The sequence below is a fragment of the Sphingomonas bisphenolicum genome (assembly GCF_024349785.1).
GTDB classification, from domain to species: domain Bacteria; phylum Pseudomonadota; class Alphaproteobacteria; order Sphingomonadales; family Sphingomonadaceae; genus Sphingobium; species Sphingobium bisphenolicum.
On record NZ_AP018818.1, the window covers coordinates 726,140 to 748,424 of the forward strand.

Annotated in this window: 19 protein-coding genes and 1 riboswitch; of the genes, 2 read left to right on the forward strand and 17 right to left on the reverse strand. The window is 66.1% G+C overall.

Annotated features, from left to right (window positions below):
* Together SBA_RS21695 and SBA_RS21700 are read right to left on the reverse strand one after the other, a co-directional pair.
* Nucleotides 1-1,470 (reverse strand): aldehyde dehydrogenase, encoded by a 1,470-nt coding sequence (locus SBA_RS21695; RefSeq protein ID WP_261936985.1) that lies wholly within the window; start codon nucleotides 1,468-1,470, stop codon nucleotides 1-3.
* A gap of 103 nt (nucleotides 1,471-1,573) precedes the next feature.
* The gene (locus SBA_RS21700) at nucleotides 1,574-2,137 is read right to left on the reverse strand and encodes a TetR family transcriptional regulator (RefSeq protein ID WP_261936986.1); all 564 of its coding nucleotides are present in this window, start codon (nucleotides 2,135-2,137) and stop codon (nucleotides 1,574-1,576) included.
* Nucleotides 2,138-2,202: 65 nt separating this feature from the next.
* Here SBA_RS21700 and SBA_RS21705 point away from each other — a divergent pair, with 65 nt between their 5' ends.
* Nucleotides 2,203-3,246, forward strand: a complete 1,044-nt coding sequence (locus SBA_RS21705; RefSeq protein ID WP_261936987.1) for an aromatic ring-hydroxylating dioxygenase subunit alpha — start codon at nucleotides 2,203-2,205, stop codon at nucleotides 3,244-3,246.
* A 56-nt stretch (nucleotides 3,247-3,302) separates the two neighbouring features.
* On the opposite strand, the gene SBA_RS21710 is transcribed toward SBA_RS21705, so the two are convergent.
* The 15 genes from SBA_RS21710 to SBA_RS21780 all read right to left on the reverse strand — a co-directional run bounded on the left by SBA_RS21710 (nucleotide 3,303) and on the right by SBA_RS21780 (nucleotide 21,600).
* A complete protein-coding gene (locus tag SBA_RS21710; protein ID WP_261936988.1) occupies nucleotides 3,303-5,702 on the reverse strand; it encodes a TonB-dependent receptor in 2,400 nt (799 codons plus the stop codon).
* A 235-nt stretch (nucleotides 5,703-5,937) separates the two neighbouring features.
* Nucleotides 5,938-7,413 (reverse strand): carotenoid oxygenase family protein, encoded by a 1,476-nt coding sequence (locus SBA_RS21715; RefSeq protein ID WP_261936989.1) that lies wholly within the window; start codon nucleotides 7,411-7,413, stop codon nucleotides 5,938-5,940.
* 79 nt (nucleotides 7,414-7,492) lie between these two features.
* Nucleotides 7,493-7,999 carry a bifunctional adenosylcobinamide kinase/adenosylcobinamide-phosphate guanylyltransferase gene (cobU, locus tag SBA_RS21720; protein WP_224550622.1) on the reverse strand — a complete coding sequence of 169 codons (507 nt, stop codon included), beginning with the start codon at nucleotides 7,997-7,999 and terminating at the stop codon, nucleotides 7,493-7,495.
* On the reverse strand, nucleotides 7,996-8,937 hold the full coding sequence (cbiB, locus tag SBA_RS21725; protein WP_261936990.1) for an adenosylcobinamide-phosphate synthase CbiB: 942 nt from the start codon (nucleotides 8,935-8,937) through the stop codon (nucleotides 7,996-7,998). Before cbiB ends, cobU begins: the two co-directional genes overlap by 4 nt.
* Nucleotides 8,930-9,919 carry a threonine-phosphate decarboxylase gene (locus SBA_RS21730; RefSeq protein WP_261936991.1) on the reverse strand — a complete coding sequence of 330 codons (990 nt, stop codon included), beginning with the start codon at nucleotides 9,917-9,919 and terminating at the stop codon, nucleotides 8,930-8,932. The genes cbiB and SBA_RS21730 overlap by 8 nt, the downstream gene beginning before the upstream one ends.
* Nucleotides 9,916-10,635: an adenosylcobinamide-GDP ribazoletransferase gene (locus SBA_RS21735; protein WP_261936992.1), complete on the reverse strand. Its 720-nt coding sequence runs from the start codon at nucleotides 10,633-10,635 to the stop codon at nucleotides 9,916-9,918. The genes SBA_RS21730 and SBA_RS21735 overlap by 4 nt, the downstream gene beginning before the upstream one ends.
* Nucleotides 10,632-11,201, reverse strand: a complete 570-nt coding sequence (locus SBA_RS21740; protein ID WP_261936993.1) for a histidine phosphatase family protein — start codon at nucleotides 11,199-11,201, stop codon at nucleotides 10,632-10,634. The genes SBA_RS21735 and SBA_RS21740 overlap by 4 nt, the downstream gene beginning before the upstream one ends.
* Nucleotides 11,198-12,214 carry a nicotinate-nucleotide--dimethylbenzimidazole phosphoribosyltransferase gene (cobT, locus tag SBA_RS21745; RefSeq protein ID WP_261936994.1) on the reverse strand — a complete coding sequence of 339 codons (1,017 nt, stop codon included), beginning with the start codon at nucleotides 12,212-12,214 and terminating at the stop codon, nucleotides 11,198-11,200. Before cobT ends, SBA_RS21740 begins: the two co-directional genes overlap by 4 nt.
* Entirely contained in the window at nucleotides 12,211-12,618 is a 408-nt protein-coding gene (locus SBA_RS21750; RefSeq protein WP_066609172.1) for a DUF1636 domain-containing protein, read from the reverse strand. The genes cobT and SBA_RS21750 overlap by 4 nt, the downstream gene beginning before the upstream one ends.
* Nucleotides 12,618-13,151 carry a hypothetical protein gene (locus tag SBA_RS21755; RefSeq protein WP_261936995.1) on the reverse strand — a complete coding sequence of 178 codons (534 nt, stop codon included), beginning with the start codon at nucleotides 13,149-13,151 and terminating at the stop codon, nucleotides 12,618-12,620. The genes SBA_RS21750 and SBA_RS21755 overlap by 1 nt, the downstream gene beginning before the upstream one ends.
* Nucleotides 13,152-13,177: 26 nt before the next feature.
* Nucleotides 13,178-15,118: a TonB-dependent receptor plug domain-containing protein gene (locus SBA_RS21760; RefSeq protein ID WP_261936996.1), complete on the reverse strand. Its 1,941-nt coding sequence runs from the start codon at nucleotides 15,116-15,118 to the stop codon at nucleotides 13,178-13,180.
* Nucleotides 15,119-15,268: 150 nt separating this feature from the next.
* Nucleotides 15,269-15,459, reverse strand: a riboswitch (cobalamin riboswitch).
* Nucleotides 15,460-15,470: 11 nt separating this feature from the next.
* Nucleotides 15,471-16,778 (reverse strand): cobyrinate a,c-diamide synthase, encoded by a 1,308-nt coding sequence (locus SBA_RS21765; protein ID WP_315975821.1) that lies wholly within the window; start codon nucleotides 16,776-16,778, stop codon nucleotides 15,471-15,473.
* Between the two features lie 105 nt (nucleotides 16,779-16,883).
* A complete protein-coding gene (locus SBA_RS21770) occupies nucleotides 16,884-18,491 on the reverse strand; it encodes a GMC family oxidoreductase (protein WP_261936997.1) in 1,608 nt (535 codons plus the stop codon).
* Nucleotides 18,492-18,499: 8 nt separating this feature from the next.
* A complete protein-coding gene (locus tag SBA_RS21775) occupies nucleotides 18,500-20,680 on the reverse strand; it encodes an outer membrane protein assembly factor BamB family protein (RefSeq protein WP_261937488.1) in 2,181 nt (726 codons plus the stop codon).
* Nucleotides 20,681-20,685: 5 nt separating this feature from the next.
* The gene (locus SBA_RS21780) at nucleotides 20,686-21,600 is read right to left on the reverse strand and encodes an NAD(P)H-binding protein (protein ID WP_261936998.1); all 915 of its coding nucleotides are present in this window, start codon (nucleotides 21,598-21,600) and stop codon (nucleotides 20,686-20,688) included.
* A gap of 97 nt (nucleotides 21,601-21,697) precedes the next feature.
* Here SBA_RS21780 and SBA_RS21785 point away from each other — a divergent pair, with 97 nt between their 5' ends.
* Nucleotides 21,698-22,195: a nuclear transport factor 2 family protein gene (locus SBA_RS21785; protein WP_261936999.1), complete on the forward strand. Its 498-nt coding sequence runs from the start codon at nucleotides 21,698-21,700 to the stop codon at nucleotides 22,193-22,195.
* Nucleotides 22,196-22,285: the final 90 nt, after the last annotated feature.

Consider the following 22,285-nt stretch of genomic DNA (forward strand, 5'->3'; position numbering starts at 1 on the left):
TCAGAACCCCGCAGGCGCGGCGTCGAGCAGGATCGTCTTGGTTTCCAGATAGGGCTGCAGGCCTTCCACCCCGCCTTCGCGACCGATGCCCGATTGCTTGAAGCCGCCGAAGGGCAGGCCGAATTCCAGCTTCATGCCATTCTGCCCGAAGCCGCCCGCGCGGATGCGCCGGCCGATGCGATAAGCGGCATCGGCGTCGTTGGTCAGCACCGATCCGTTCAGGCCAAAGCTGCTGTCGTTGGCGATACGGATCGCATCCTCCTCATCTTCGGCGGGAATCAGGCAGAGCACCGGACCGAAAATCTCCTCCTGCGCGATGCGGCTGGCGTTATCGACATTGGCGAACAGGGTCGGCTCGATGAAATAGCCCTTGTTCAGATGCGCCGGACGATTGCCGCCCGTCACCAGATCGGCGCTCTCGCGACCCAGGGCGATATAGTCCTCCACCCGTTCCAGTTGCCGCTTCATCGCGACGGGGCCAAGCTGGGTGTCGGGCGCGTCGCTATGGCCGATGCGGATACCCTGCATCACCTTGGAAATGGCGTCGGCCAGCTCGTCATGCCGGTGCCTGGACACGATCGCGCGGCTCAGCATCGCGCAGACCTGCCCGCTCATGATGGTGATGGTGTTGCCCAGGATTGCGGCAGCGACCTCGATCGGGAAATCGTCGCGGACGATCGCTGCCGACTTGCCACCCAGCTCCAATGTGCAGCGTGCGACGCGGCCAGCGCACACTTCGCCGATCCGCTTGCCCGCCAGCGTCGATCCGGTGAAGGTCACCTTGTCAATGCCGGGATTGCGGACCAGATGGTCGGACGCATCGCGTCCGGCCGCGACCAGATTGACGACGCCCGCCGGCACGCCCGCCGCCTCTGCCGCTTCGGCCATGATATAGGCTTCCAGCGGGGTTTCGGGCGATGGTTTCATGATGACGGTGCAACCCGCGACCAGCGCATAGGCGACCTTGGCCGACATGATGCCATAGGGCGCGTTCCAGGGCGCGATCGCAGCGACCACGCCTGCGGGCTCCTGCACCACGATCGCGGTGTTGACCATGTGCGAGGGTCGCCGCTCCACGAAGGGATAGGTCTCGGCATAGCCGGCGATCGCCATCAGGGTCGCGGTCGCGCCACCGGTCATGATCGGCGCGAAGCTGGCGAGCCCGCCAACCTGCGCGGTCCAGGCCGCCGCCAGTTCGGGCGCGCGCTTCTCCAGTTCCGCGCCCATGCGCTTTACGATCGCACCGCGTTCGGCGGGGGCCATGGTCGGCCATGGTCCTTCATCGAACGCCTTGCGCGCGGCGGCGACGGCACGATCCATGTCCGTCTCCGTGCCATCGACGACCCGCGCGACGACCTCCTCGCTATTGGGCGAGACGATCTCGATCACGCCGTCGCCGGTCGAATCGATCCAGGCGCCGCCGATGAACAGCTTATCGGGATGGGCGATGCGGATGGCGTCGGGAGTCATGGTCTATCCTCTTCTGCATGTCGCCACCGCACCCTTGCTGGACCATGCGGCTGGCCTTGACTGACCACTTCATCATAACGAACGTTATAATTATTGCAACGGGTCAATCGACACGGAAGCCCGACACCATCGCTTTCAGCCCCAACGCGAAACTCTCGTCAAAGCCGATCATCTCGGCCAGATGATCGTGCATCGCCTCGCTCTGTTCATAGACCGCCCAGCCCAGCACAAGCGCATTGATCGACGCGAGGCAACTGAGCGCGTGGGCGCGCGACAGCCCCTGCGCCACCAACGGCGCGGACAGTAGATCGGCCGCTGCCGCTGCCGTGTCCGGCGCGGGCCGCGCCGTGGCGCAGAGCAGCGCCGATCCCTGATGGTTGAGCAGCGCGCGGCGCAAGGCCGCACCATAGTCCAGCAACCAGTGCCGCCAATCCCTGGCCGCACCCGTGCCGGCCGCAACCAGGGCGCGCGCATGAAAGCTTTGCGCCATCGCCCGCATCAGCACCGTCTTGGATGGGAAATGCCAGTAGAGCGCCGAAGCCTGCACGCCCAACCGCGCCGCGATCGCGCGCATGTTGAGCGCCCCCAACCCCTGTTCGTCCACCAGCGTCAGCGCCGCCTCGACAATCTCTTCCTGCCTGATCTTCACCGACCCTTCTTGCCCCATGGCGCGCGCCTTGACAATTGAACAACGTTCATTGAACATTGTTCAATAAATGAGGGAGAGTCGAAATGACCTATGTCCGCAACGCCTGGTATGTCGCCGCCTGGGAGCAGGATCTGGAGCCCGACAAGCCGATGGCCGTATCGATCCTGAATGACCCTATCGTACTCTGGTCGGCGGACGGCCGGCTGGTCGCGTGCGAGGATCGTTGCGTCCATCGCCTTGCTCCCTTGTCGCTCGGCCACTGCGAGGGCGCGCGGCTGCGCTGCATGTATCATGGCCTGTTGTTCGATGCGGACGGCGCGGTGGTGCAGATACCGGGGCAGGAGATGATCCCGCCGCAGGCGCGGCTGCGCACCTATCCCGTCGCACTGCGCCACAGTTGGGTCTGGATCTGGATGGGCGATCCCGCACTGGCGGACCCGGCGCTGATCCCGCCGGCGGTCGGCTTTGACGACCCCGACTATATATTGGGGCGCGGCTTTCTCGACTATGCGGCCGAAGCCCGGCTTATCGACGACAATCTGCTGGACTTCAGCCATCTGAGCTATGTCCATGCCAAGAGTTTCGGCGCAGGGCCGGAATTTGCAGAGGAACGCCCGCGTCTCCTGCCGCTGGACCGGGGGGTGCGTTTCGAGCGCTGGGTGGTCGGCACCCGTGGACCGGGCGGGCGCCAAAGCGATGCACCGATCGATAGCTGGCAAAGCTACGACTTCCTGTTGCCCGGCGTGCTGCTGATGTGGAGCGGCAGCTTTGCGGCTGGCACGGCAGAACGGTGCGGCTTCGAACGGCCCGATTATGACGAGGCGATCGGCGCGGTGACCTTCACCAGCCAGGCGGTGACGCCGACCGGCGACCGGACGGCGCGTTATTTCTTTTCCTGGGGACCGCATCGCAACCATGGCGACGAAGCCGTCCGCGACATGCTGATGCGCCTGGCCGACATGGCCTTTGCCGAGGACAAGCTGATGATCGAAGCGCAGCAGCGCGTGATCGATCGCACGCCTGCGCCGCGTATCATGCCCACCGTCCATGATCGCGGCGTGACACTGTTCACGCGCCTCGTCGATCGTCTTGCCCGCACCGAAGCCGGCGAAGCGGTCGCTGCCTGACGCAAGGAGGGCTCGTCCGCGGACGAGCCCTCCTCCCCCTATCCCTGCAGAAAAGATCAGAAGCTCTTCTTGACCGTGGCCGTCCATTCGCGCGGCCGGCCGACCGTGCCCGTGACGACCCCGAAGGTGCCGACATTTTCCGCTACGCCATTATAATAGAATTTGTCGAATACATTGGTCACGCCGACGCTGAGCGACCAGTCCTTGTCGGCCGCCTGATAGGTCAGCCGCGCATTGACCAAGCTGGGCGCGTCGATCAGATTATAGGGATTGTTGACCGAGTTATAATAGAAGTTCGACCGCCAGGACCAGTCGATCCGCGGCGTCAGCGTGCCGTTGCCGCCGAGGTCCGCTTCATATTGCACGCCCGCCGACAGTTGCCATTTGCTGATGAAGGGCGCGATCATATCCTTGGTAACCAAGGTCGCGGGATTAGTGATCTTCTTGTAATCGAAGTCCAGATAGCCGACCGACGCATCGAACGACAGGCCGTCCGCCGGACGCAATTGCGCTTCCAGTTCCCATCCGAACACTTCCGCATCGCCCGCATTGGACGGCACCGAGCAGGACAGGACGACGCTTTCCGGGCACTGATAGCGCACCAGCTGCATGTCGTTATATTTGTTGAGGAACACCGCGCCGTTCAGGCGCAGCATTCGGCCGAGCAGATCGGCCTTGAACCCGGCTTCATAGGTAGTGAGCTTTTCTGGACCGAAGGTCTGGACCTGGTCGGGCGCCGACGGGCGCGGGTTGATACCGCCACCCTTGAAGCCGGTCGATAGCTGGGCGTAGGTCATCAATTCGTCGGACCAGCGATAATTGACGCCGATGCGATAATCGACCCGATTGCCCTTGAAGGTGCCGGTCAGCCCGTCCAGCCCGACGAGCAGGAAATTGGGCGTGAAGAAGGCGCCACTGGGCAGCGTGCCGTCCACGTTGCGGCGCGAATAGCGATAGCTCTTCTTGTCGTCGGTGTAGCGCAGCCCGCCGATAATGTTGAAGGCGTCCGTCACATGAAACTCGCCATGGGCGAAAACCGATGCGCTGCGATTCTTGACGACATCGTCCGCCAGAAAATCGAACAACAGGGTCGGGATCTGGCTACGGCCCTGGATCGTATCGGTCGCCTTGTAATAGAAACCGCCGACGGTCAGGTCGACCTTGTCATTGAAATTGGCGCTGAGGCGCAGTTCCTGCGTGAACTGCTCATGGCCGTAGGTGAATTCCTGCAGAAGAATGGCGAGCGGCGATCCGTCCACGTCGATCGCGCTGGTGCCATCGGCGCTGCGATAGCCGGTGATCGACTTGAGCTTCAGACTGTCGGACAGGTCATAATCGATCGTGCCGGAGAGGCCCCAGGCCTTGACGGTGCTGGTCGGGCTGGCGGTGAAGCCGCCCGGCGCGATCTGGGTCGGGATGCCGAACACCGTCGTATAGTTGCCCCCCGTCGCATAGGTGGCATAGGAGGTATAGCTTTTGTCCCCGGTCAGGAAACGGCTGTCGAACGGGATGCCGGCTGTGGGATCGCCCGCGACATAGCTGCGCACCGACGGGTTATCGGCATAGAGCAATTTGGTCGCGACCGTCTCGCTCTTGTCCTTCGATACGTCCGCGACGATATTGATTTCCAGCGGCGATCCGGCCGGCGCGTAGCGCAGTGCGGCACGCAGCGCCATCACGTCGATGCCGCCTTCGGTGCCGATCTGGCAATTCTTGTTGCCGCTGCTGGGCGGAATGCCGGACGCTGGATTGACGCAGCCATAGTCGAGCAGCTTCATATAACCGTCGACATTCTTCGACACGCCCGACACCCGCAGAAACAGGTCGTCGGTCAATGGGACATTGGCGCTGCCGCGCAATTCCAGCCGGTCGAACCGGCCATAGGTCGCCTCGACAAAGCCCCCCGGCGTCGAATCCGGCTTCTTGCTGAACAGCTTTACCGCGCCGCCGACGCTGTTCTTGCCGGCCAGTGTGCCCTGCGGCCCGCGCAGCACCTCGACCCGCTCCAGGTCGGTCAGGTCCATGACCGCGCCGAAGGTCGTGCCGTAATAGATATCGTCGATATAGATGCCGACGCCCGGCTCCAGCGCGAAGCTTGCGTCGAGCTGGCCGACCCCGCGGATGAACGCGGCCACGGCGTTGCCCTGGATGCTGGTCGCGGGGGCCAGCGCGACATTGGGCGCGAACTGGCCGAGGTCTGTGACGCTGGTCTGGCTGCGCGCCGCCAGCGTATCGGCCGATACCGCGGTGATCGCGATCGGCGTATCCTGCAGATTCTGGGCCCGGAACTGGGCGGTGACGATGATGTCGGCGGCCCCGCCGGCCTGATCCGCTGCCTGTGCGGGCGCGTCGGCCGGTACGGTCGCATCCTGCGCCAGAGCCGGCGCAGCGATCATCGCACTCGCCAGCGCCCACCCCGCCACATGGCCTCGAAATATGCGTTTCCAGTCGGACATCTTGGTCTTCCTCCCTCTCTTGCAGCTCATGGCATGGAAAGGGCGACACCGGCCCCGCATGTCGCAGGTTCCGGTCGGGCGGCGCTTTGCACCTGCCTTATAATGTCATCCTCTCGCCCATACCGGCGGCCGGCTTGCGCGTTGCGGTTCTTGTTGGAGGGGGCAGAAGTAGACCACCCCTCTCTCGCTTATCAATAACGATCGTTAGTATTTTGTCAAGCGTGCCGCATAGCGATCAGGCTGCCTTTTTACCTTGCGCCGATGCCAATTGCGCCGCCGACACCCAGGCGCCATGGACCTGCGCGCGCATCGGCAAGGGCATGGGCACGCGCGCGATCGGCCCGGCCGCGATCGCGCCTGCATCGACCACCCACAATTCGGACCTGAACTCTGTTTCGCCCGCCTGACGGTCCACCACCATCAGCAGCCAGCCGTCATGTCCCGCTTCCGGGGAAGCCACATGCACCGGTTCGCTGATGGCCATGCCGAACTCCAGCCCCATCATGTCGATACGGCCGTTACCCGGCTCGATCTGCAACAGCGCGTTGAAGGCGAAGCCGACCGGCCCGCCCGGCAGCGGCGGACCACCCTGGGGGTTCATCGACAGATACCAGGCCGACCGATAGGGCCGCCCCTGGTCCGCGTCGCGCAGGCGCGGCATGTCACCGGGCGGCCCGACCAACCGTTCCTCGAAACGGTCCCCCTCCTTCGACAGGTCGAAGGTCCAGCGGGTCAACCCGCCCTGTATCTCCCGCTGGTCGCGCCGGATGCCGCCCGCTTCCCGCATGAAGCCGAACGCATTGGTATCCGACAGGCAGAGGTCGAGATGGACGAGATCGCCATCGTCATAGGCGTTGACGATGTGGAAGGCCGACACGCCCGGTCGCCCCCGGAACCAGCGCATCTCCCCCCCCATGCCATGGCGCGGCATGATGCCGACCCAACTGTCCAGATCCTGCCGATGCGCCCAATGCGCGCCGCCGGCCTTCAGCCGATCCAGGTCGGCCGTGGTCGGAAAGACCGGGAAGATCGCGTGGCGTTCGGTGATCGCAAAATCATGGATCGACGAGCAATAGGGCTGATCGAACCATGTTTCGCTGACCAGATTGCCATTGCGGTCCGCCACGCCATAGGCGACCTTGGTCGAACACAGGCCGTCCGCCTCATAGCCGAAGAAGAACATCTCTCCCGTCTGCGGATCGACGCGGGGATGGGCGGTGAAGGTCTGCGATGTGAAGGCGCCATGATAGTCCCAGCGACCGATCGTCTCCAGCGTATCGGGATCGATCTCATAGCCCAGCCCGTCTTCCTTGGTCATGAACAGCCGCCCGCCATGCCAGACCGGCGTGGTGTTCGCGACCGTACGATCGCGGCCGGCAACGACGGGATCGTCCGTGAACGGGTTGCGATACTGCCCGAACAGCGCGCGCCGCGCGTCCTTTTCCAGCCGGTAGCGCTCGGTTTCGACATAGCGGATCGCGTAATCCACCTTGCCGTCCTGGATGGTGAACTTGGCAACCATGCCGTCGCCCGACAGGACGATATCGTCGTCGAACATCGGCGCATGGGCGGGGTCCGGGACGGCGCGGAAAAAGGCGCCGGCTATCCCGGCAGGGATTTCGCCGATAACGTCCAGATTGCGGGCCGCCCATTCGATGCCGACAGGTGTGTTCAACCCGACGAAATGAATGGTCTGGGGATAGGCTGGCATGGCCTTGAGGCTCCTCTCTTATCTCGACTCATAGTAACAATCGTTACTGTTGTTGCCAAGCGGAGAGTGCAAGGCGCCGTCAGCGCAGTGTTAGGGGCAAGCCTGCCGCCAGGAAAACCGCTTCGTCAGAACAGGTCGCCACCGCCTGGTTGATGGTGCCCGCGACGTCGCGGAACCGCCGCGCCAGCGCATTGTCCGGGACGATGCCCAGCCCCACCTCGTTCGCGACCAAAATCACCGGCCCCCGCGCCTGGCGTAGCGCCATAACGAGAGCATCCACCGCTCCGTCGATGTCGCGCTCCGCCATCATCAGGTTGGACGCCCATAAGGTCAGGCAGTCGATCAGCAACACCCGGCCCGGCCGCGCTTCCGTCCGCACGATACTATCCAGCGCGACCGGCTCCTCGATCGTGCGCCAGCGTGCGCCGCGCTCCTCCCGGTGGCGCGCGATACGACTGTCCATTTCGCTGTCCAGCGCCTGCGCGGTCGCAACGAACAGACAGTCGCCCGGCATCGCTTCTGCACGGGCGAGCGCATAGCGGCTCTTGCCCGATCGCGCGCCGCCCAGCACCAATAGCACCGTCATAAGCCACTCCATGCAAAGAGCGCAGCGGCCAATCCAAGCAGCAGGCAGGCGCGCAGATAAAGGCGCAGCGCCGCTTCGAGATCGGCGGCGGCGAGATCCCCTCGGCCCGATCCGATCCACGGCTTGTCCTGCGCCACGCCATCATAGGCGATCGGCCCGGCCAGCCGTACGCCGAGAGCGCCCGCCATGGCCGCTTCCGGCCATCCGGCATTGGGAGAGGCGTGACGACGCGCGTCGCGCAGCATGATGCGCCAGCCTCGCCCCGCACTCAGGCAAAGCAACAGGCCGGCAAACCGCGCGGGTATGAGATTGAGCAAATCATCGAGCCTTGCTGCCGCCCATCCGAAGGCGCGCCACCGTTCTTCGCGATGACCGATCATGCTGTCGGCGGTGTTGATAGCCTTATAAGCCCACAGGCCCGGCAACCCGCCCAGCAGCAGCCAGAAGAGCGGCGCCACCACGCCGTCGCAAAAGCTTTCGGCCAGGCTCTCGATCGCGGCGCGCGCGATGCCCGCGCTGTCGAGCCTTTCGGTATCCCGGCCCACGATCATGGCGACGGCGGTGCGGGCCGCAGCCAGATCATTCGCCTGCAAGGGTTCCGTCACCGCGCGGACATGCCGGTAGAGGCTGCCTGCCGCCATGCCCGGCACGGCGCAGAGCGTGATGAAAATCCAGGCCCAGCGTCCTCCAATCCCATTCAGGCCCCACTCCAGCAAAAGCCCTGCCCCCATGGCGACGATCAGCAGCAGCAATAGACAACCAATACCCGCCACGCGTCGTAGCCGACCGGGCAATTCCGGTCGGTTCCAGGCCCGCTCGCACCCGTCGATGATCGCCGCAAAGGCGCCGACCGGGTGGCCGAAGCGCCGATACAATGGCTGGGGCCAGCCGATCGCACCCTCGATCGCCAGCGCCAGCAGGGCCACGGGCTCAGCCACCCTCCAGCGCCCGATCCAGTCGCGCCAGCGCCGCCGCGTCGGCAGGCAGACCGATTCGTAACCAGCCTGCATTCTCGTCGAAGGGCCGGGTCAGGATCGCGTGCCGGGCGCAACGGGCAAACAACGTCGTGGCGACATCGGTGACGATCAGGCGGAACAGGGGGCAAGCGCCCTGGGGAGACAGGCCATGTGCGTGCAACAATCCGTCCAGCGTTGCCGCCTGTTCGATCAGGCGTGCCTGGGTGGTAGTGATCCAGTCCCGATCCGCATAGGCGGCCGCCCCGATAACCAACGCCGCGGTCGATACCGGCCAGCTCCCCAGCCGTTCGCGAAATCGCGCGATGGTCGCGCGCGGCCCGATGACAAATCCCAACCGTATGCCAGCCAACCCGAAGAATTTGCCGAAGGAACGGAAGATGAGGAGACGCCGATCGTCCGCAATGCGATCCGCCATGCTGATGTCCGGCAGACAGTCGGCAAAGGCTTCGTCCAGCACCAGCCAGCCGTCGCTCGAAGTCTGTCGCTCCAGCAGCGCGTTCAGTTGAACCTTGTCCAACAAGCCGCCGTCGGGATTATTGGGATTGGCGATCAGCAGGATATTGCCGTCGAGCAAGGCCGGATCATCTACGCCGGGGATGAAGGCGCGGCCGTCGGGATGGATATCGCGATGGGTGCGGTAGCAGGCTGCGCCATGCAAGACATTCCCGGCTATGATCCCGCGCAGCAGCCGCAATCCCGCCTCGCTCCCCGGCAACGCGCATAAATGGGCCGGATCGACGCTGAAATGCCGCGCAGCGTTCTGCTCCAATTCGGCCAGTAGCGCATCGCCGGGCAAGCCGCGCCAATCGATCGCAGGCGCTTTCTCCACCGGCCAGCCAAGCGGATTGATCCCGGTCGACAGGTCGATCCACGGGTCCCGGCCTTCGCCGAACCATCGCCGCGCCTCGTTCAGCTTGCCACCATGATGGGTCCAGCGCGTCATGACGCCCGCGTCAGGATCAGTGCTGCGAGCAACAGGCCGCTTTCCAGCAGTTCGATGCCCGCACCATGGCTGTCGCCTGAAATGCCGCCGATCCGCACAAGAACCCACCAGCCCCACAATCCGGCCAACGGCGCCACGGCCAGCAGCGCCGGCATCCAGAAGGCGGCGGAGAGGAGCATGACGCCCCACAGCGCCAGATCGGCCGGGCGGATGACCGCGCGGAATTGCGCGCCAAGGCCGTCATGCAGAGGCGGCAGCCAGCGGCTCCAGAGCAGCGGCCCAATCCGTGCGGCGAAGGGGATCAACAGCAGCGCGGCGAATGCCTTCGATTCCACAAGGCCATGGAGCAGCACCAGCTTGGCGATCACCTGCAACGCCACCGCGGTGGCGCCCATGGCGCCGACATGGGGATCGGCCAGCACCGCCAGCAACCGCTCGCGATTCTTGTGCGCCGCGCTCGTCGCATCGGCCAGATCGGCCAGTCCATCCAGATGAAGCGCGCCGGTCACGCAGACCCACGCCACGAGCGCCAGCAACGCGCCGGTCCACGCATCGATCCAGGCGCCGGCCCATCCCGCGGCGGCGACCAGCGCGCCGACCACCAGGCCCGCCGCCGGAAAGCAGCGCATCGCGGCGGCGAACGCCGCCCCGTCCGCCTCCACCCGCGGCATAGGCAATCGCGTCAAGAACTGGAGCGCGAAGATGAGGCCCTTCACGCCGCAAGCCCCGCGATCTGCGCCCAAGGTTTCTCGCCAGGCCAGAGACGCAGCGTAAGACGGGCGGCATAGGGCAGGTCGATCGCCCAGATCTGGCGCTGGTCGAAGCCGCACAGCAGCGCCAGCGCGGCGCGTATGGCCCCGCCATGGGTGACGACCAGCGTCGGCCGGGGCGACAGGGCGGCGATCGCCGCACCGACCCGCGCTACCAGCGCAGACCAGCGCTCGCCTCCGGGGGGCGGACAGGCATCGGGGTCCGCGTAGAAATGCGTCAGGGCCGCCTGGTCCAGCATCGCCGGATCGGCGCCGTCCCATGCCCCGAAATCCAGCTCCCGCCAGCGCGGGTCGATCTGCGGCGCGATGCCACGCGGCGCGGCGATGGCCGTCGCCGCCTGCCGCGTGCGGGTCAGGTCAGACGATATTATAACCTCCGCCTCCAGCCCGCAGGCACGCGCCACGCAGGCGGCCGTCCCCGCATCGGTGGCGGCCCAGTCGGCATGTCCCAGCAATCGCCCGGCAAGTTCGGGCGTGCCATGCCGCATCAGATGGAGCAGCATGCCGCTCATCCGCCCGCCGATACACCCGCATCGGCGAAGGTCGCCATCTGGTCATGGGCCGCTACCGCCGCGCGGATCACCGCCACCGCCACCGCGCCGCCGCTGCCCTCGCCCAACCGCATGTCGAGATCGAGCACTGGCTTCAGTCCCAGCCGGTCGAGCAGCCGCCCGTGCCCGGCTTCGGCCGAGCGATGTCCGGCGATCACATGATCGGTGATCGCGGGCGTGGTGGCCGCCAGCGGCGCCAGCGCCGATGCGCAGATGAACCCGTCAAGCACCACCGGCACTTGGCGATGCCGCGCCGCCAGCATGGCCCCTGCAATGGCGACGATCTCCCGCCCGCCAACCCGGCGCAGCGTCTCGAACGGCGTCATCGGCGCTTGGGCATGATGCGCCATGGCCAGATCGACCACCTGTCGCTTGACCGCCAGTGCGTGGGCATCCACGCCGGTCCCCGCGCCGACCCATTCCGCCACGCTGCCGCCGAAGCTGCGCTGGCACAGGGCCGCGGCGGCGGTACTGTTCCCAATGCCCATCTCGCCCAGCAACAGCAGGTCCAGGCCCGGATCGACCATATCGGCCCCGCAGTTGAGCGCGGCCAGGCAATCCGCCTCGCCCATCGCCGCGGCGACCGTGAAGTCTTCGGTCGGGCGATCAAGGTCGATCGGCACGACCTGCAGATCCAGCCCGGCTGCGCCCGCCAGCGCATTGATGGCGGCGCCGCCAGCGGCGAAATTCGCAACCATCTGCGCCGTCACCGCGGGCGGAAAGGCGCTGACGCCATGCCGCGCCACGCCATGATTGCCCGCAAAAATCACCGCCCGGCCGCGATCGATATGCGGGCGCGCGCGCCGTTGCCAGCCGGCCAGGAAGATGGCGATCTCCTCCAGCCGACCCAAAGACCCGGCCGGTTTTGTCAATTGCCCCTGCCGCGCTGCGGCAGCGACGCGGCAGGCCAGGTCGGCCCCCGGCAGGGACGCCAGCGCGTCGTCGAAAGCCGCCACGGTGGGAAACAGGCTCATGTGGCGACGAACCCGGCAGGCGGCAGACGCACGATGAAGTGGCCCTTCACCCCTTGCGGCCAGTCGGCATAAGGCACCTGGCCATGGGCGCTCGCGGCATGATGCGCCGCATAGTCGAGGATCGCGCGCGCGGCATCCTCGTCGGGCGTAAAGCGCCCCAGCACATAACCGATCTTCCCCGGCGCCCGCAGATGGACGGCGCAATGGTCGGAACAGGCGAAGAGGCAGGGCATGTCCTGCACCGCCACCCCGTCATAGCGGTCCGACCCGGCCTTCACCCGGCGCAGCGCCTCCGCCAGCCGCGCACCGCCGCGCACGCCATCGGCATCTTCCCGCTGCCCCGGCGAGTGGCGGCAACTGCTGCACACCACCACCGCCGGACCATCCTCGACCGCGCGCAACATCAGGCGGTCGCCGCACGGCGCAGCAGGCCGCTGCGGTCGGCCAGATGCTGCAAAGCCAGCAGGCCGGCCAGGATCATGGCGTAGCGCGCGAACTGCCGCGCCATTACATCCGGCGCGAAGGCCGCCCAGCCGGAATCGAGCGCCCACGCGCCCGCCAGGACGGCCAGCTTGAACGTAGCGAACGCTGCCCCATAGGCCACGACCAGCCGCACCGCCGGATGGTGCGGCAACAGGCGCGCCGCACCATCCGCGCCGAGCAGCGACGCGATCGCCGCCAGCGCCATGGTCCCGGCCCACACGCCATTCTCCACAGTCGTTTCATAACCCAGCAGGCAATAGCCCACCCCCTGCGACACCGCCCAGGCCGCGAGCATCAGGATGATGCCGTCCTGCCGGCGGACATGCAACGCGGCGAGGGCGGCCAGGGCGGGGAAAGGCGTGGCGCAGGCCAGCGCCAGAGTGGTTATGGTGCTGGCCAGCGTCATCAATCCGATCCAGAGATGGCGGGCGGCGGCAGGGGACAGGCTGTCCATGGTCATACGTTCCTTGTCAGGGGGGATCAGAACCGCGCCCGCAGGCCAGCATGAATGCTGCGGCCCAATTGACCGTAGCGCCGCGCGGTTTCATAATATTCGTCGAACAGATTTTCGACCCGGCCGAATAGCGTCAGCTTGCCCATCACCGGCATTTCGGCACGCAGATCCACCAGCGTGTAGGCCGCGTTGACCAGTGGCGCGACCGTGGCGCTGGTGCGCGCGGTGTCGAGCGCCTTGCCCGACCAGCGCACCGCCACGGCAGTGCTCAGGCCGAACGCCCAGTCGTACCGCGCTGTCGCATTGGCCGCATGGCGCGGTCGCCGCGCCAGTTGGTTGCCATAGTTCAGGCCCGGCGACCGATCCTCCGCGGACACCCAGCTATAATTGCCGTCGATCGTCAGCCGACCGGCATGGGCGACGCCGGCCAGTTCCAGCCCGTGCGCCTCGCTGCGCTGGACATTGGCATAATAGCCAAAGCGCGGTGTCGTCGTGCCCGGCGCATAGCAGAGCGGCGGCCGGTTGGTCGTCGGACAGCCATTATAGGTGATGAGATTGTCGGTGCTGCGATCGAACCAGGTCGCCGACAGGATCAGCGCATGGTCGAACAGATGCTGTTCGATGCCGGCATCCCAGCCATGCGCCTTTTCAGGCACCAGGGCGGTGTTCCCATAATCGCTGTAGAGCTGGTAGAGCGTCGGCGCCTTGAAGCCCTCGCCATAGCTCGCCCGCAGGATCGTGCGGTCCTTGACCAGCGCCCAGGCTGCGCCCGCGCCGAAGACCGTGTTGCCGCCAAAGGTCGAATGATGATCGTAGCGCACTCCACCATTGACGGTCAGGCCGGCCAGCGGCTCGACGCTCAGTTGGGCATAGAGGCTGTCGATATCGGCAGACCCGCGGGTCGTGGCGTAGGCAGCCAAACTATCGGAAGGCGAAGCCGTGCGCATCCGCTGCTCCTCGCGCTCCGCGCCGAAGGCCGCGGTCCAGCCCTGCGCGATGGTGAACACGCCCTGATATTCGTAGCGCTTCGTCTCGCCTCTGGCGGTGAAACTGGTCTGGCGCAGTTTGCGGGCGGGGTTGACGTTGTCGCGTAGCGTCTCGCTGCGGCTGAAGGACAGGCGATTGCGCAGCGCACCGCCGAACAGATCGGCGTTCAGGCCGGCGTAGCCGATCCATTCCTCCACTTCCGAATATTCCGGACTATCGGGAATGGCCCCGGCGCTGTCGATGTCGGTGCGCCCCTTGGCATAATAGCCGCGCATATCGATCGACACGCCCGGCGCCAGCGCGACGCCGAGACGCCCGTTGAGCGTGCCGTTGGTGTAGCCGTCCTTCTCCTTGGCGCCAAAGCGCGGGCTGATCGCCGAGATGCCCTCCGTCGTGAAGCGGCTGCCCGCGACCTGCCAGTCGATCGCGCCCTGTCGTCCGCCCAGCGCAGCGCGGGCGCTGACGGTATCGCGCGATCCCGCCTCGATATCGAAGCTGCCTTCGATCGGGCGTTCGGCCCGCGCGGTGACGATGTTCACCACGCCACCGATCGCCTGGCTGCCCCAGAGGATCGACTGTGGACCGCGCAATATCTCGATCCGGTCGATGGCGCCGGTCATCAGCGTCGCGAAATTATAGCCGCCGCCGGTCGAAGACGGATCGGCCAGCTTCACGCCGTCAATGACCAGCACGGTCTGGTCGGCCTCCGCGCCGCGAATGCGGATCGAGGTCGCCGTGCCATAGCCGCCATTGCGGGTGAAGCTGACGCCCGGCGTGCGGATCAGCAGGTCGGACACCGCCAGCGCCTGTGCGGCGTCGATTGCCGGCTTGTCGATGATGGTGATGCTCGACGCCACCTGTTCGATGGCCTGCGGCTGACGCAGCGCGGTCACGATCACCTCGCCCGCATCATCGGCCCAGGCCGGCGTCGACAGGCCCGCCAGAAGCAGAAGGCCGCTCTTTGAAATCCAATGCATCATAATCCCCCAGTCGTTGACAGGACCGGGCGGACGCGACGCGGTGGCGATGCAGGGCGCACGCGCGCACGACATCGCCACCGTGCGAACCCGCACGGTCAGCTTGTCGTTGCGCGAGGATATCCTCGTTCGACCGGCACACCCTGTCCGGACGAAGAACGACCGCGACAGGCAGGTCTCCTGGCTTGCGGGTCAATGCCGTATTCGAAGCGCCTTCTCGGAATCATCGATTCCAATGGCTTGTGCCTCGATGGCTCGCCGCTCACAGTTGCAGGGGCAGCCGGGGTCTTTAACCCCGTTCCCTTTTGATCCCCTTGCGGGGAACCTGACGCGCAGCCGCCCTAATCGACTTGGATCAGGCGATCAAGTGGAAGAAGCCACCGGTCACCTGGCCCGCGCGGTGGCCCGCCGGAGGAAGGGCCTGCCCCTCCGCATCGGCCATGTCGGCCAGCGGCTCGCCCTCGCTGGCGGTGATGCTGGCATAATGGAACTCATGACCCAGCAACAGTTGCCCGACAGAGGCGAAGCTGGTGCCGTGCCGCAGCCGCGCGCTGCGATAGCCCAATGTTCGGCGCCTGCGCGCAAAACTGGTATCCATCGGCAACAGGCCCGCCATCGGGTGGACGATGCCGTCGCCATCCTCCAGCGTGCGGCCCAGCACCATATAGCCGCCGCATTCGCCATGCACCGGCCGGCTCTGCGCAAAGGCGCGCAGGCCGTTCAGGAACTGACCATTGGCCGCGATCCGCGCAGCATGGAGTTCGGGATAGCCGCCGGGCAGCCAGCAGGCATCGCAATCGGCGGGCGGCGATTCGTCCGCCAGCGGAGAAAAGAAGCGCAGCTCCGCGCCGGCCGACCGCCACCAATGTACGATATGGGGATAGAAGAAGCTGAAGGCGGCGTCCCTGGCGACGGCGATCCGCTGCCCCGGTGGCCGGATGCCGGGCGGTTGCGCCAGCACGTCTGTCGTAGCGCCGGCCGCCGCCTGGATCGCATCCAGATCGCATTGCGCCGTCACCCGCGCTGCGATCGCGTCGATTCGCCGTTCCAGTTCCTCCGTTTCGCCAGCCTGCACCAGTCCCAGATGGCGGGACGGCATGGCCAATCCCTCGTCCGTGGCCATCGCACCCAGCAGCGGCAGGCCGATACGCGCGAACCCATCCTCGATCATGCGGACATGGCGCGTGCTGGCCACCTTGTTGGCGATCACTCCGGCGATGGCCGGCGCGCCGGGAAAAGTCGCGCAGCCATGCGCCACCGCCGCCACCGTCTGCGCCGCTGCGCGGGCATCGACGACCAGCAGCATCGGCCAGCCCAGCAGCCGCGCCACATCGGCCGACGCGCCCGAACGACCCGGCGCCCGCGCGCCGTCATAAAGGCCCATCGCGCCTTCCGCGACGACGAGTTGAACAGTTGTAGCGACGTGCGCCGCCAGCCCCTGCAGCATGGTCGGCGCCATGGCGAAACCGTCCAGGTTGATCGAGGGCCGGCCGGTCGCGGCTTCGTGAAAGGCCGGGTCGATATAGTCGGGTCCGCATTTGGCACCCTGCACGCTCAGGCCGCGATCGGTGAAGGCGCGTTGCAGGCCAATCGTCACCATCGTCTTGCCCGCGCCCGACGCCGGGGCGGCGATCACCAGTCCCGCGCCCAGTCGCGGCGTCACGACGTGCGCCATACCGGCAAGGGGGCGATGGCATCCACGAAGAGGGCGGCGCGATTCGGTGTCATGCCCGCCTTGTGGCAAAGCAGGCCCCGCGCCGCCAGCGCCTCAATTGCGGCGGAGGCGCCTCAGCAGGTGATCCGCGCCCTTGTCGCCGATCATGATCGCGGTGGCGTTGGTATTGCCGGCGGGAAGGCTGGGCATGACCGAGGCGTCGGCGACCCACAGCCCCTCGACGCCGATGACGGCCAGATCGGCGTCGACCACCGCCAACGCATCGTCGCGCGCGCCCATCCTGGCCGTGCCGACCGGGTGATATAGTGGGATCGATGCCATGCGCACGTAGGCGCGCAACTGTTCCGGGTCGGTCAGCCCCGCGCCGGGGCGTAGCTCCCCCCTTATATGTGTCGCAATCGGTGTCTCATGCAGGATCGAGCGGGCGATGCCGATGCCCTCGACGATCTGGTCGATATCATCGTCGCTGCCCAGTTGCCGATGTTCGATTTTCGGCGGCGCGAAAGGGTCGGCCGAGCGCAGGCTGATCCGCCCGCGATGGCTGGGCCGCATAAGCCCGACCAGGGTCGAGACCGACGGCGTCTTGCGCAGCATCAGCCGGCCCTGTTCGTCGAAATCGAAAGCGAAGGCGGCAAAGCTGATCTGCAGATTGGGCGCAGGCAGGTCCGGCCGGCTCTTCACGAAGGCCTGGGCGTGGCCGATCGCCGTGGTCAGCGCGCCGCGACGCGACAGCGCGTAGCGCAGCACCTGCCACGCCCCGCGCAGCCCCTGCGCGTCGCTGTTGAGCGTCAGCACATCCACCTCGTTCACGACATGGGTGCCCACATGGTCCTGAAGATTGGCGCCGACGCCGGGGAGGTCGCGGACGACCTCTATCCCATGGGCGTGCAGATGGTCGGCCGGGCCAATACCGGACAGCATCAGCAGGCGCGGCGTGTTCATCGCCCCGGCACTCAGCACCACGCCATGGCGCGCACGCAGCGTCTTTTCAACGCCGTCCTGCCAATAGACGATGCCGACCGCGCGACCTGCCTCGATCAGGATGCGCAGCAATTGCGCCCCCAGCATTATGGTGGGCGCCTTGCCACTGCGCCGCTCGTGCAGATAGCCCCGCGCCGCGGAACAGCGTGTGCCGCCTCGCTGTGACACCTGCACATAGTCGACGCCCTCGGCGTTCTGCCCGTTCAAGTCCGACGAGCGGGGGATGCCCGCCGCCTGCGCCGCTGCGATCCACTGGTCGGTAATCGGATAGCGCGCGCGCCCTTCGGACACCGCGATCGGTCCACCGGTGCCGCGCCACTTGTCGGCGCCGCGCTCATTATCCTCCATCCGCCGGAAATAGGGCAGGACCGATTCATAATCCCATCCCGCCGCGCCCTGCCGCGCCCATTCGTCATAGTCCCAGCGATGGCCGCGAATGAACATCATGCCGTTGAGCGCGCTGCCACCGCCCAGCATCTTGCCCGCCGGCCAGATATCGGCCCGGCCACCCACCGACGGGTCCGGCTCGACCTGATGGCACCAGTCATAGGCGGGATTCTGCACGATGGCGCTGGTAAGCGCGGGGATGCGCGACCGCATATGCCGGTCGGTCCCGCCCGCCTCGATCAGGGTGACGGACAGGCCCGCATCGGCCAGCCGCCCGGTCATCGCGGACCCGGCCGAACCGCCGCCCACGACAATGATGTCGGTGTCTTCCATGATCGTTCCTAGAAATTGGACATGATGGCGGCGCTGGGCGCGTCGAGCGGCTTGCCGGCGGCTTTCAGCTTCAACTCGCGCTCCCGCAACGGCCCCTGTTCGGCGATCAGCCAGGCATGGATGGCATCGACATCCTCTACGCCCAGCAGGTCGTCCCAGCGTGGCATCCCGCCCGGCAGCAACAGTCCTTCCCGCACGATCTGATTGAACATGTCATGCGTGCCTGGCTGCATCCGCCGCAGGTCGGGCGCGGTCGAGCGTAGCTGGTTGCTGTGGCAGATGGCGCAATTCTGGAAAAACAGCCCCTGCCCCTTGGCGATCATCGCTGGCGTCACGCCGGGCTTTTGCGCGGGCGGTGCGGAGGCCACCTCCACGGGTGGTAGCGGCGTTGGCTGCGCCACCGGTCCGCCGTCCAGCTTGAACACCAGGATGCGGTTGGCATTGCCGTTGCGATAGGCGGCGGAATAGCGCGGCACATAGCCCCAGCCGCCGCCGCCGAAGCCAGCCGCGACCGCGATATATTGCACGCCCTTCACGCGATAGGTCATGGGCGCGGCCATGATCGAAGTGCCGGTGTCGATTGCCTTGATGAGCTTGCCGTTGTCGGCGTCGCGGACCATCAACTTGCCGCCGATCGTGCCGTGGACGATGAGGCCGGACGCGGTGGAGAGCATACCCATCCGGTCCTGCCACCCTTCGGTCGGCACCGCCCAGCGGGCCTTGCCGGTCAGCGGGTCGATCGCGCGCAATTCCGACGAATAAGGCTTGTCCTTCACCCACTGCATTTCGGGCAGCTTTTCCACCTGTTCACGGATCGCGGGCGGCAGGGTCGGCAGCACGGCCTGCAATTGCGGGGTGAAGATGAGCGTCGTCTGGACATTGAGCGCCTTGGGCCGCCGCGCTTCCGCCGGGGTGCCGGGGGGCACGGTGAACATCAGGTTCCCCATGTCCAGCACAGAGGCATAATAGCTTTTGCGCTCCGCATCATAGGCGGCCGGATACCAGTTGCGCGCGCCCGCCGATGCCGGGAAGACGATACGCGGGCCGTTCCAGAAATCGGTGCGGTCCGGCGTCATCTGCGGCACGCCATCCTTGTCGAATCCCCTGGTCCAGTTGGTCCGCACGAGTGGATTGACGCGCAGCGGCTTGCCGGTTTCGCGATCCAGCACGAACAGATAGCCGTTCTTGGGCGAATGGAGGATGACCGGTCGAACCTGCCCGTCCACTTCCATCTCCGTCAGCACCATCGGCTGGGTGGCGGTGAAGTCCCAGCTATCGCCGGGCGTTTCCTGATAATGCCACTTCACCGCGCCGCTTTTGGCGTCCAGCGCGACGATCGAGGAGAGATAGAGGTTGGTCCCACCCTTGGGCGATCGGGTCGCGATCGAATAGGGGCCGCCATTGCCGACGCCGATATAGACGGTGCCGAACTTGGGATCATAGTTGATCGCATCCCAGACGGTGCCGCCGCCGCCGATATCCCAGCGGCTGTTGGCGTCCCAGGTCTTGAGCGCGGCGTCGAGCGCCTTGTCCTCTTGCGGTCCCTTGGCCGGATCATGGGGTACGGTGTAGAAACGCCAGGCCTGCGTGCCGTCTGCGATGCGATAGGCGGTGACATAGCCGCGCGTGTCATATTCCGCGCCGGCATTGCCGAGGATGACGAGGTCGCCGGCCACTTCGGGCGCGCCGGTGCTGGTATAGCCCCGGCTGTGATCGACCACCGTGTCGGTCTTCCAGAGGATCTTGCCGGTCTTCGCGTCGAGCGCGTAGAGCATCCCGTCAAGCGCGCCGACCATGACCTTGCCATTGGCCACGGCGACACCGCGATTGGCCTGATCGCAACAGGTCGACCGATTGGACTGCATGTCGACCTCCGGCTCGAAGGTCCAGAGCGGCTGGCCGCTCGCGGCGTCGAGCGCATAGACGCGGCCGAGATTGCCGCTGGTGTACATCACCCCATCGACCACCACAGGCGTCGCTTCCTGCACGCGGTTGGTGTTGAGGTCATAGGACCAGGCGAGGCCCAGCCGCCCCGCATTGCCCTTGTCGATATCGGTCAGGCGCGAATGATGGCTGCCCCAGACGTCGCCGCCGGTATAGGGCCAGTCGTCGCCCGCCCCGCTGTCACCCGTCGTTCCACCGCCCGCGCATCCTGCGAGCGCCAGCAACGCCGCCAGCGCGGCCATCATCTTCTTCACAGCGGCCAGCCTTCCTTGTGCGCCAGCATCACGTCGCGCAGGCTTTTCGGCTTGCGACCGGTGATCTTTTCCACCCAGTCGGTCTTTTCCGCGAAATAGCCTTCGCGGATCGACTGGCCGAATGTCACCATGTCGTCGCTCGACCAGGGGATCGGCCCGTCGGGCACGATGTCGGAGGCATGGCGCGGCGCACCCAGCCCATCGAAATAGGCGAACATCGCCTCGTCATCGACGGCTTCGACCACGATCGGCTTGCCGGCGAGTTCGCTCGCCAGCGCCATCGCCTGCGGGATGGTGATGAGGTCGGGACCGGTCAGCACATAGGCCTGATTCTCGTGGCCCGGCTGGGTCAGCACGCCCACGGCGGTCGCGACGCAATCGTCGCGGCTGACGAAAGCGACCGGGCCATCACCGCAATTGTCGGGCTTTCCGCCCATCATCAGTGCGGGGATGGTCATCGGCCCGGCGATCGCCTCGGCATATTGGCTGTCGCGCAAATGGGTCCAGGCGGCGCCGGAGCCTTCGATAATCTCCTCGGTCGCGCGATGGTCGTTCTTGACGATCGCGGGATTGCCGGGCTGATCGGCGGCGATGATCGAGGTGTAGACGATGTGCCGGACGCCAGCCGCGACCGCCGCTTCCACCGCATGGCGATGCTGGCCGACGCGGGTGCCGACGCGCGCGGTGCTGATCAGCAGCATCTTTTCGCCCCCCGCCATCGCGGCGGGAAGGGTGGCGGGATCGTCGAAATCGGCGAAGCGGACGTCGGCGCCTTTTGCTGCCAGATCGGCCAGCCTGGCCGGGGTGCGGGTCAGCAATATCGCATCCTGCGGCGCGACCTTTTCCAGCAGCAATTCCGCCGCCGCCCGCCCGAACGAACCCGAAGCGCCTGAAATGATGATCTTCCCCATGCGTCCTCTCGCTTGCATGATCTGTCGTCTTGTTGCAGATAATCGTAACGAATGTTATTATTGCGTCAAGCCATAGAAACTAAGGAGAGTGACTATCATGCCTTCCCTTCCGATCGAGGACCGGATTGCGCTGCAAGACCTGATCGCCGCCTATAGCTGGGCGCTCGACACGGGTGACGTCGACGGGCTGGTCGCCTGCTTCACCCCGGACGCGCGCATGGTGGAGGAAGTATTTGACGATCCCGACATCTGGGAGGGCCATGAAGGGATTCGCGGCATCGCCGAACATTATCGCAATGCGCCGGGCTTTCCGGGGCGCCAGCATCATGTGACGCAGGTTCAATATACCGCACAGGACGACGGCAGTTGCAAGATGCGCGGCTTCGCCTTCGTGACCGAGTGCGAGGGCGAGCCGCCCTATCTGTTGCGCTTTGCCGGCTGGTATGACGACCATGCGGTGAAGGGTGCCGACGGCCAGTGGCGCTTCCATCGCCGTACCGTGCGGCTTTGGGATGGCGAAGTGCTGAAGAATTTTCCCGGTCGCGGGGAATGGGTGCCGCGCAAGCGGCCGGACTCGCTGATTATCCGGCGGTAACACCAGCCGTTCGTTTCGAGCGTGTCGAGAAACGGGAGCGCAGCTCTGGCCGCTTCTCGACCTTGGCCTGTCCTGAGCGCCTGCCTTGTC

Bases quoted from the DNA above. Each gene is read 5' to 3' on its own strand.
- SBA_RS21740 (WP_261936993.1), bottom strand. From the start codon at position 11,201: ATGAGCGGCATGCTGCTCCATCTGATGCGGCATGGCACGCCCGAACTT.
- SBA_RS21730 (WP_261936991.1), bottom strand. From the start codon at position 9,919: ATGACGCGCTGGACCCATCATGGTGGCAAGCTGAACGAGGCGCGGCGA.
- cobU (WP_224550622.1), bottom strand. From the start codon at position 7,999: ATGACGGTGCTATTGGTGCTGGGCGGCGCGCGATCGGGCAAGAGCCGC.
- cobT (WP_261936994.1), bottom strand. From the start codon at position 12,214: ATGAGCCTGTTTCCCACCGTGGCGGCTTTCGACGACGCGCTGGCGTCC.
- SBA_RS21700 (WP_261936986.1), bottom strand. From the start codon at position 2,137: ATGGGGCAAGAAGGGTCGGTGAAGATCAGGCAGGAAGAGATTGTCGAG.
- SBA_RS21705 (WP_261936987.1), top strand. From the start codon at position 2,203: ATGACCTATGTCCGCAACGCCTGGTATGTCGCCGCCTGGGAGCAGGAT.
- SBA_RS21770 (WP_261936997.1), bottom strand. From the start codon at position 18,491: ATGGAAGACACCGACATCATTGTCGTGGGCGGCGGTTCGGCCGGGTCC.
- SBA_RS21780 (WP_261936998.1), bottom strand. From the start codon at position 21,600: ATGGGGAAGATCATCATTTCAGGCGCTTCGGGTTCGTTCGGGCGGGCG.
- SBA_RS21755 (WP_261936995.1), bottom strand. From the start codon at position 13,151: ATGGACAGCCTGTCCCCTGCCGCCGCCCGCCATCTCTGGATCGGATTG.
- SBA_RS21785 (WP_261936999.1), top strand. From the start codon at position 21,698: ATGCCTTCCCTTCCGATCGAGGACCGGATTGCGCTGCAAGACCTGATC.
- SBA_RS21715 (WP_261936989.1), bottom strand. From the start codon at position 7,413: ATGCCAGCCTATCCCCAGACCATTCATTTCGTCGGGTTGAACACACCT.
- SBA_RS21695 (WP_261936985.1), bottom strand. From the start codon at position 1,470: ATGACTCCCGACGCCATCCGCATCGCCCATCCCGATAAGCTGTTCATC.
- SBA_RS21760 (WP_261936996.1), bottom strand. From the start codon at position 15,118: ATGATGCATTGGATTTCAAAGAGCGGCCTTCTGCTTCTGGCGGGCCTG.
- SBA_RS21750 (WP_066609172.1), bottom strand. From the start codon at position 12,618: ATGTTGCGCGCGGTCGAGGATGGTCCGGCGGTGGTGGTGTGCAGCAGT.
- SBA_RS21710 (WP_261936988.1), bottom strand. From the start codon at position 5,702: ATGTCCGACTGGAAACGCATATTTCGAGGCCATGTGGCGGGGTGGGCG.
- SBA_RS21775 (WP_261937488.1), bottom strand. From the start codon at position 20,680: ATGATGGCCGCGCTGGCGGCGTTGCTGGCGCTCGCAGGATGCGCGGGC.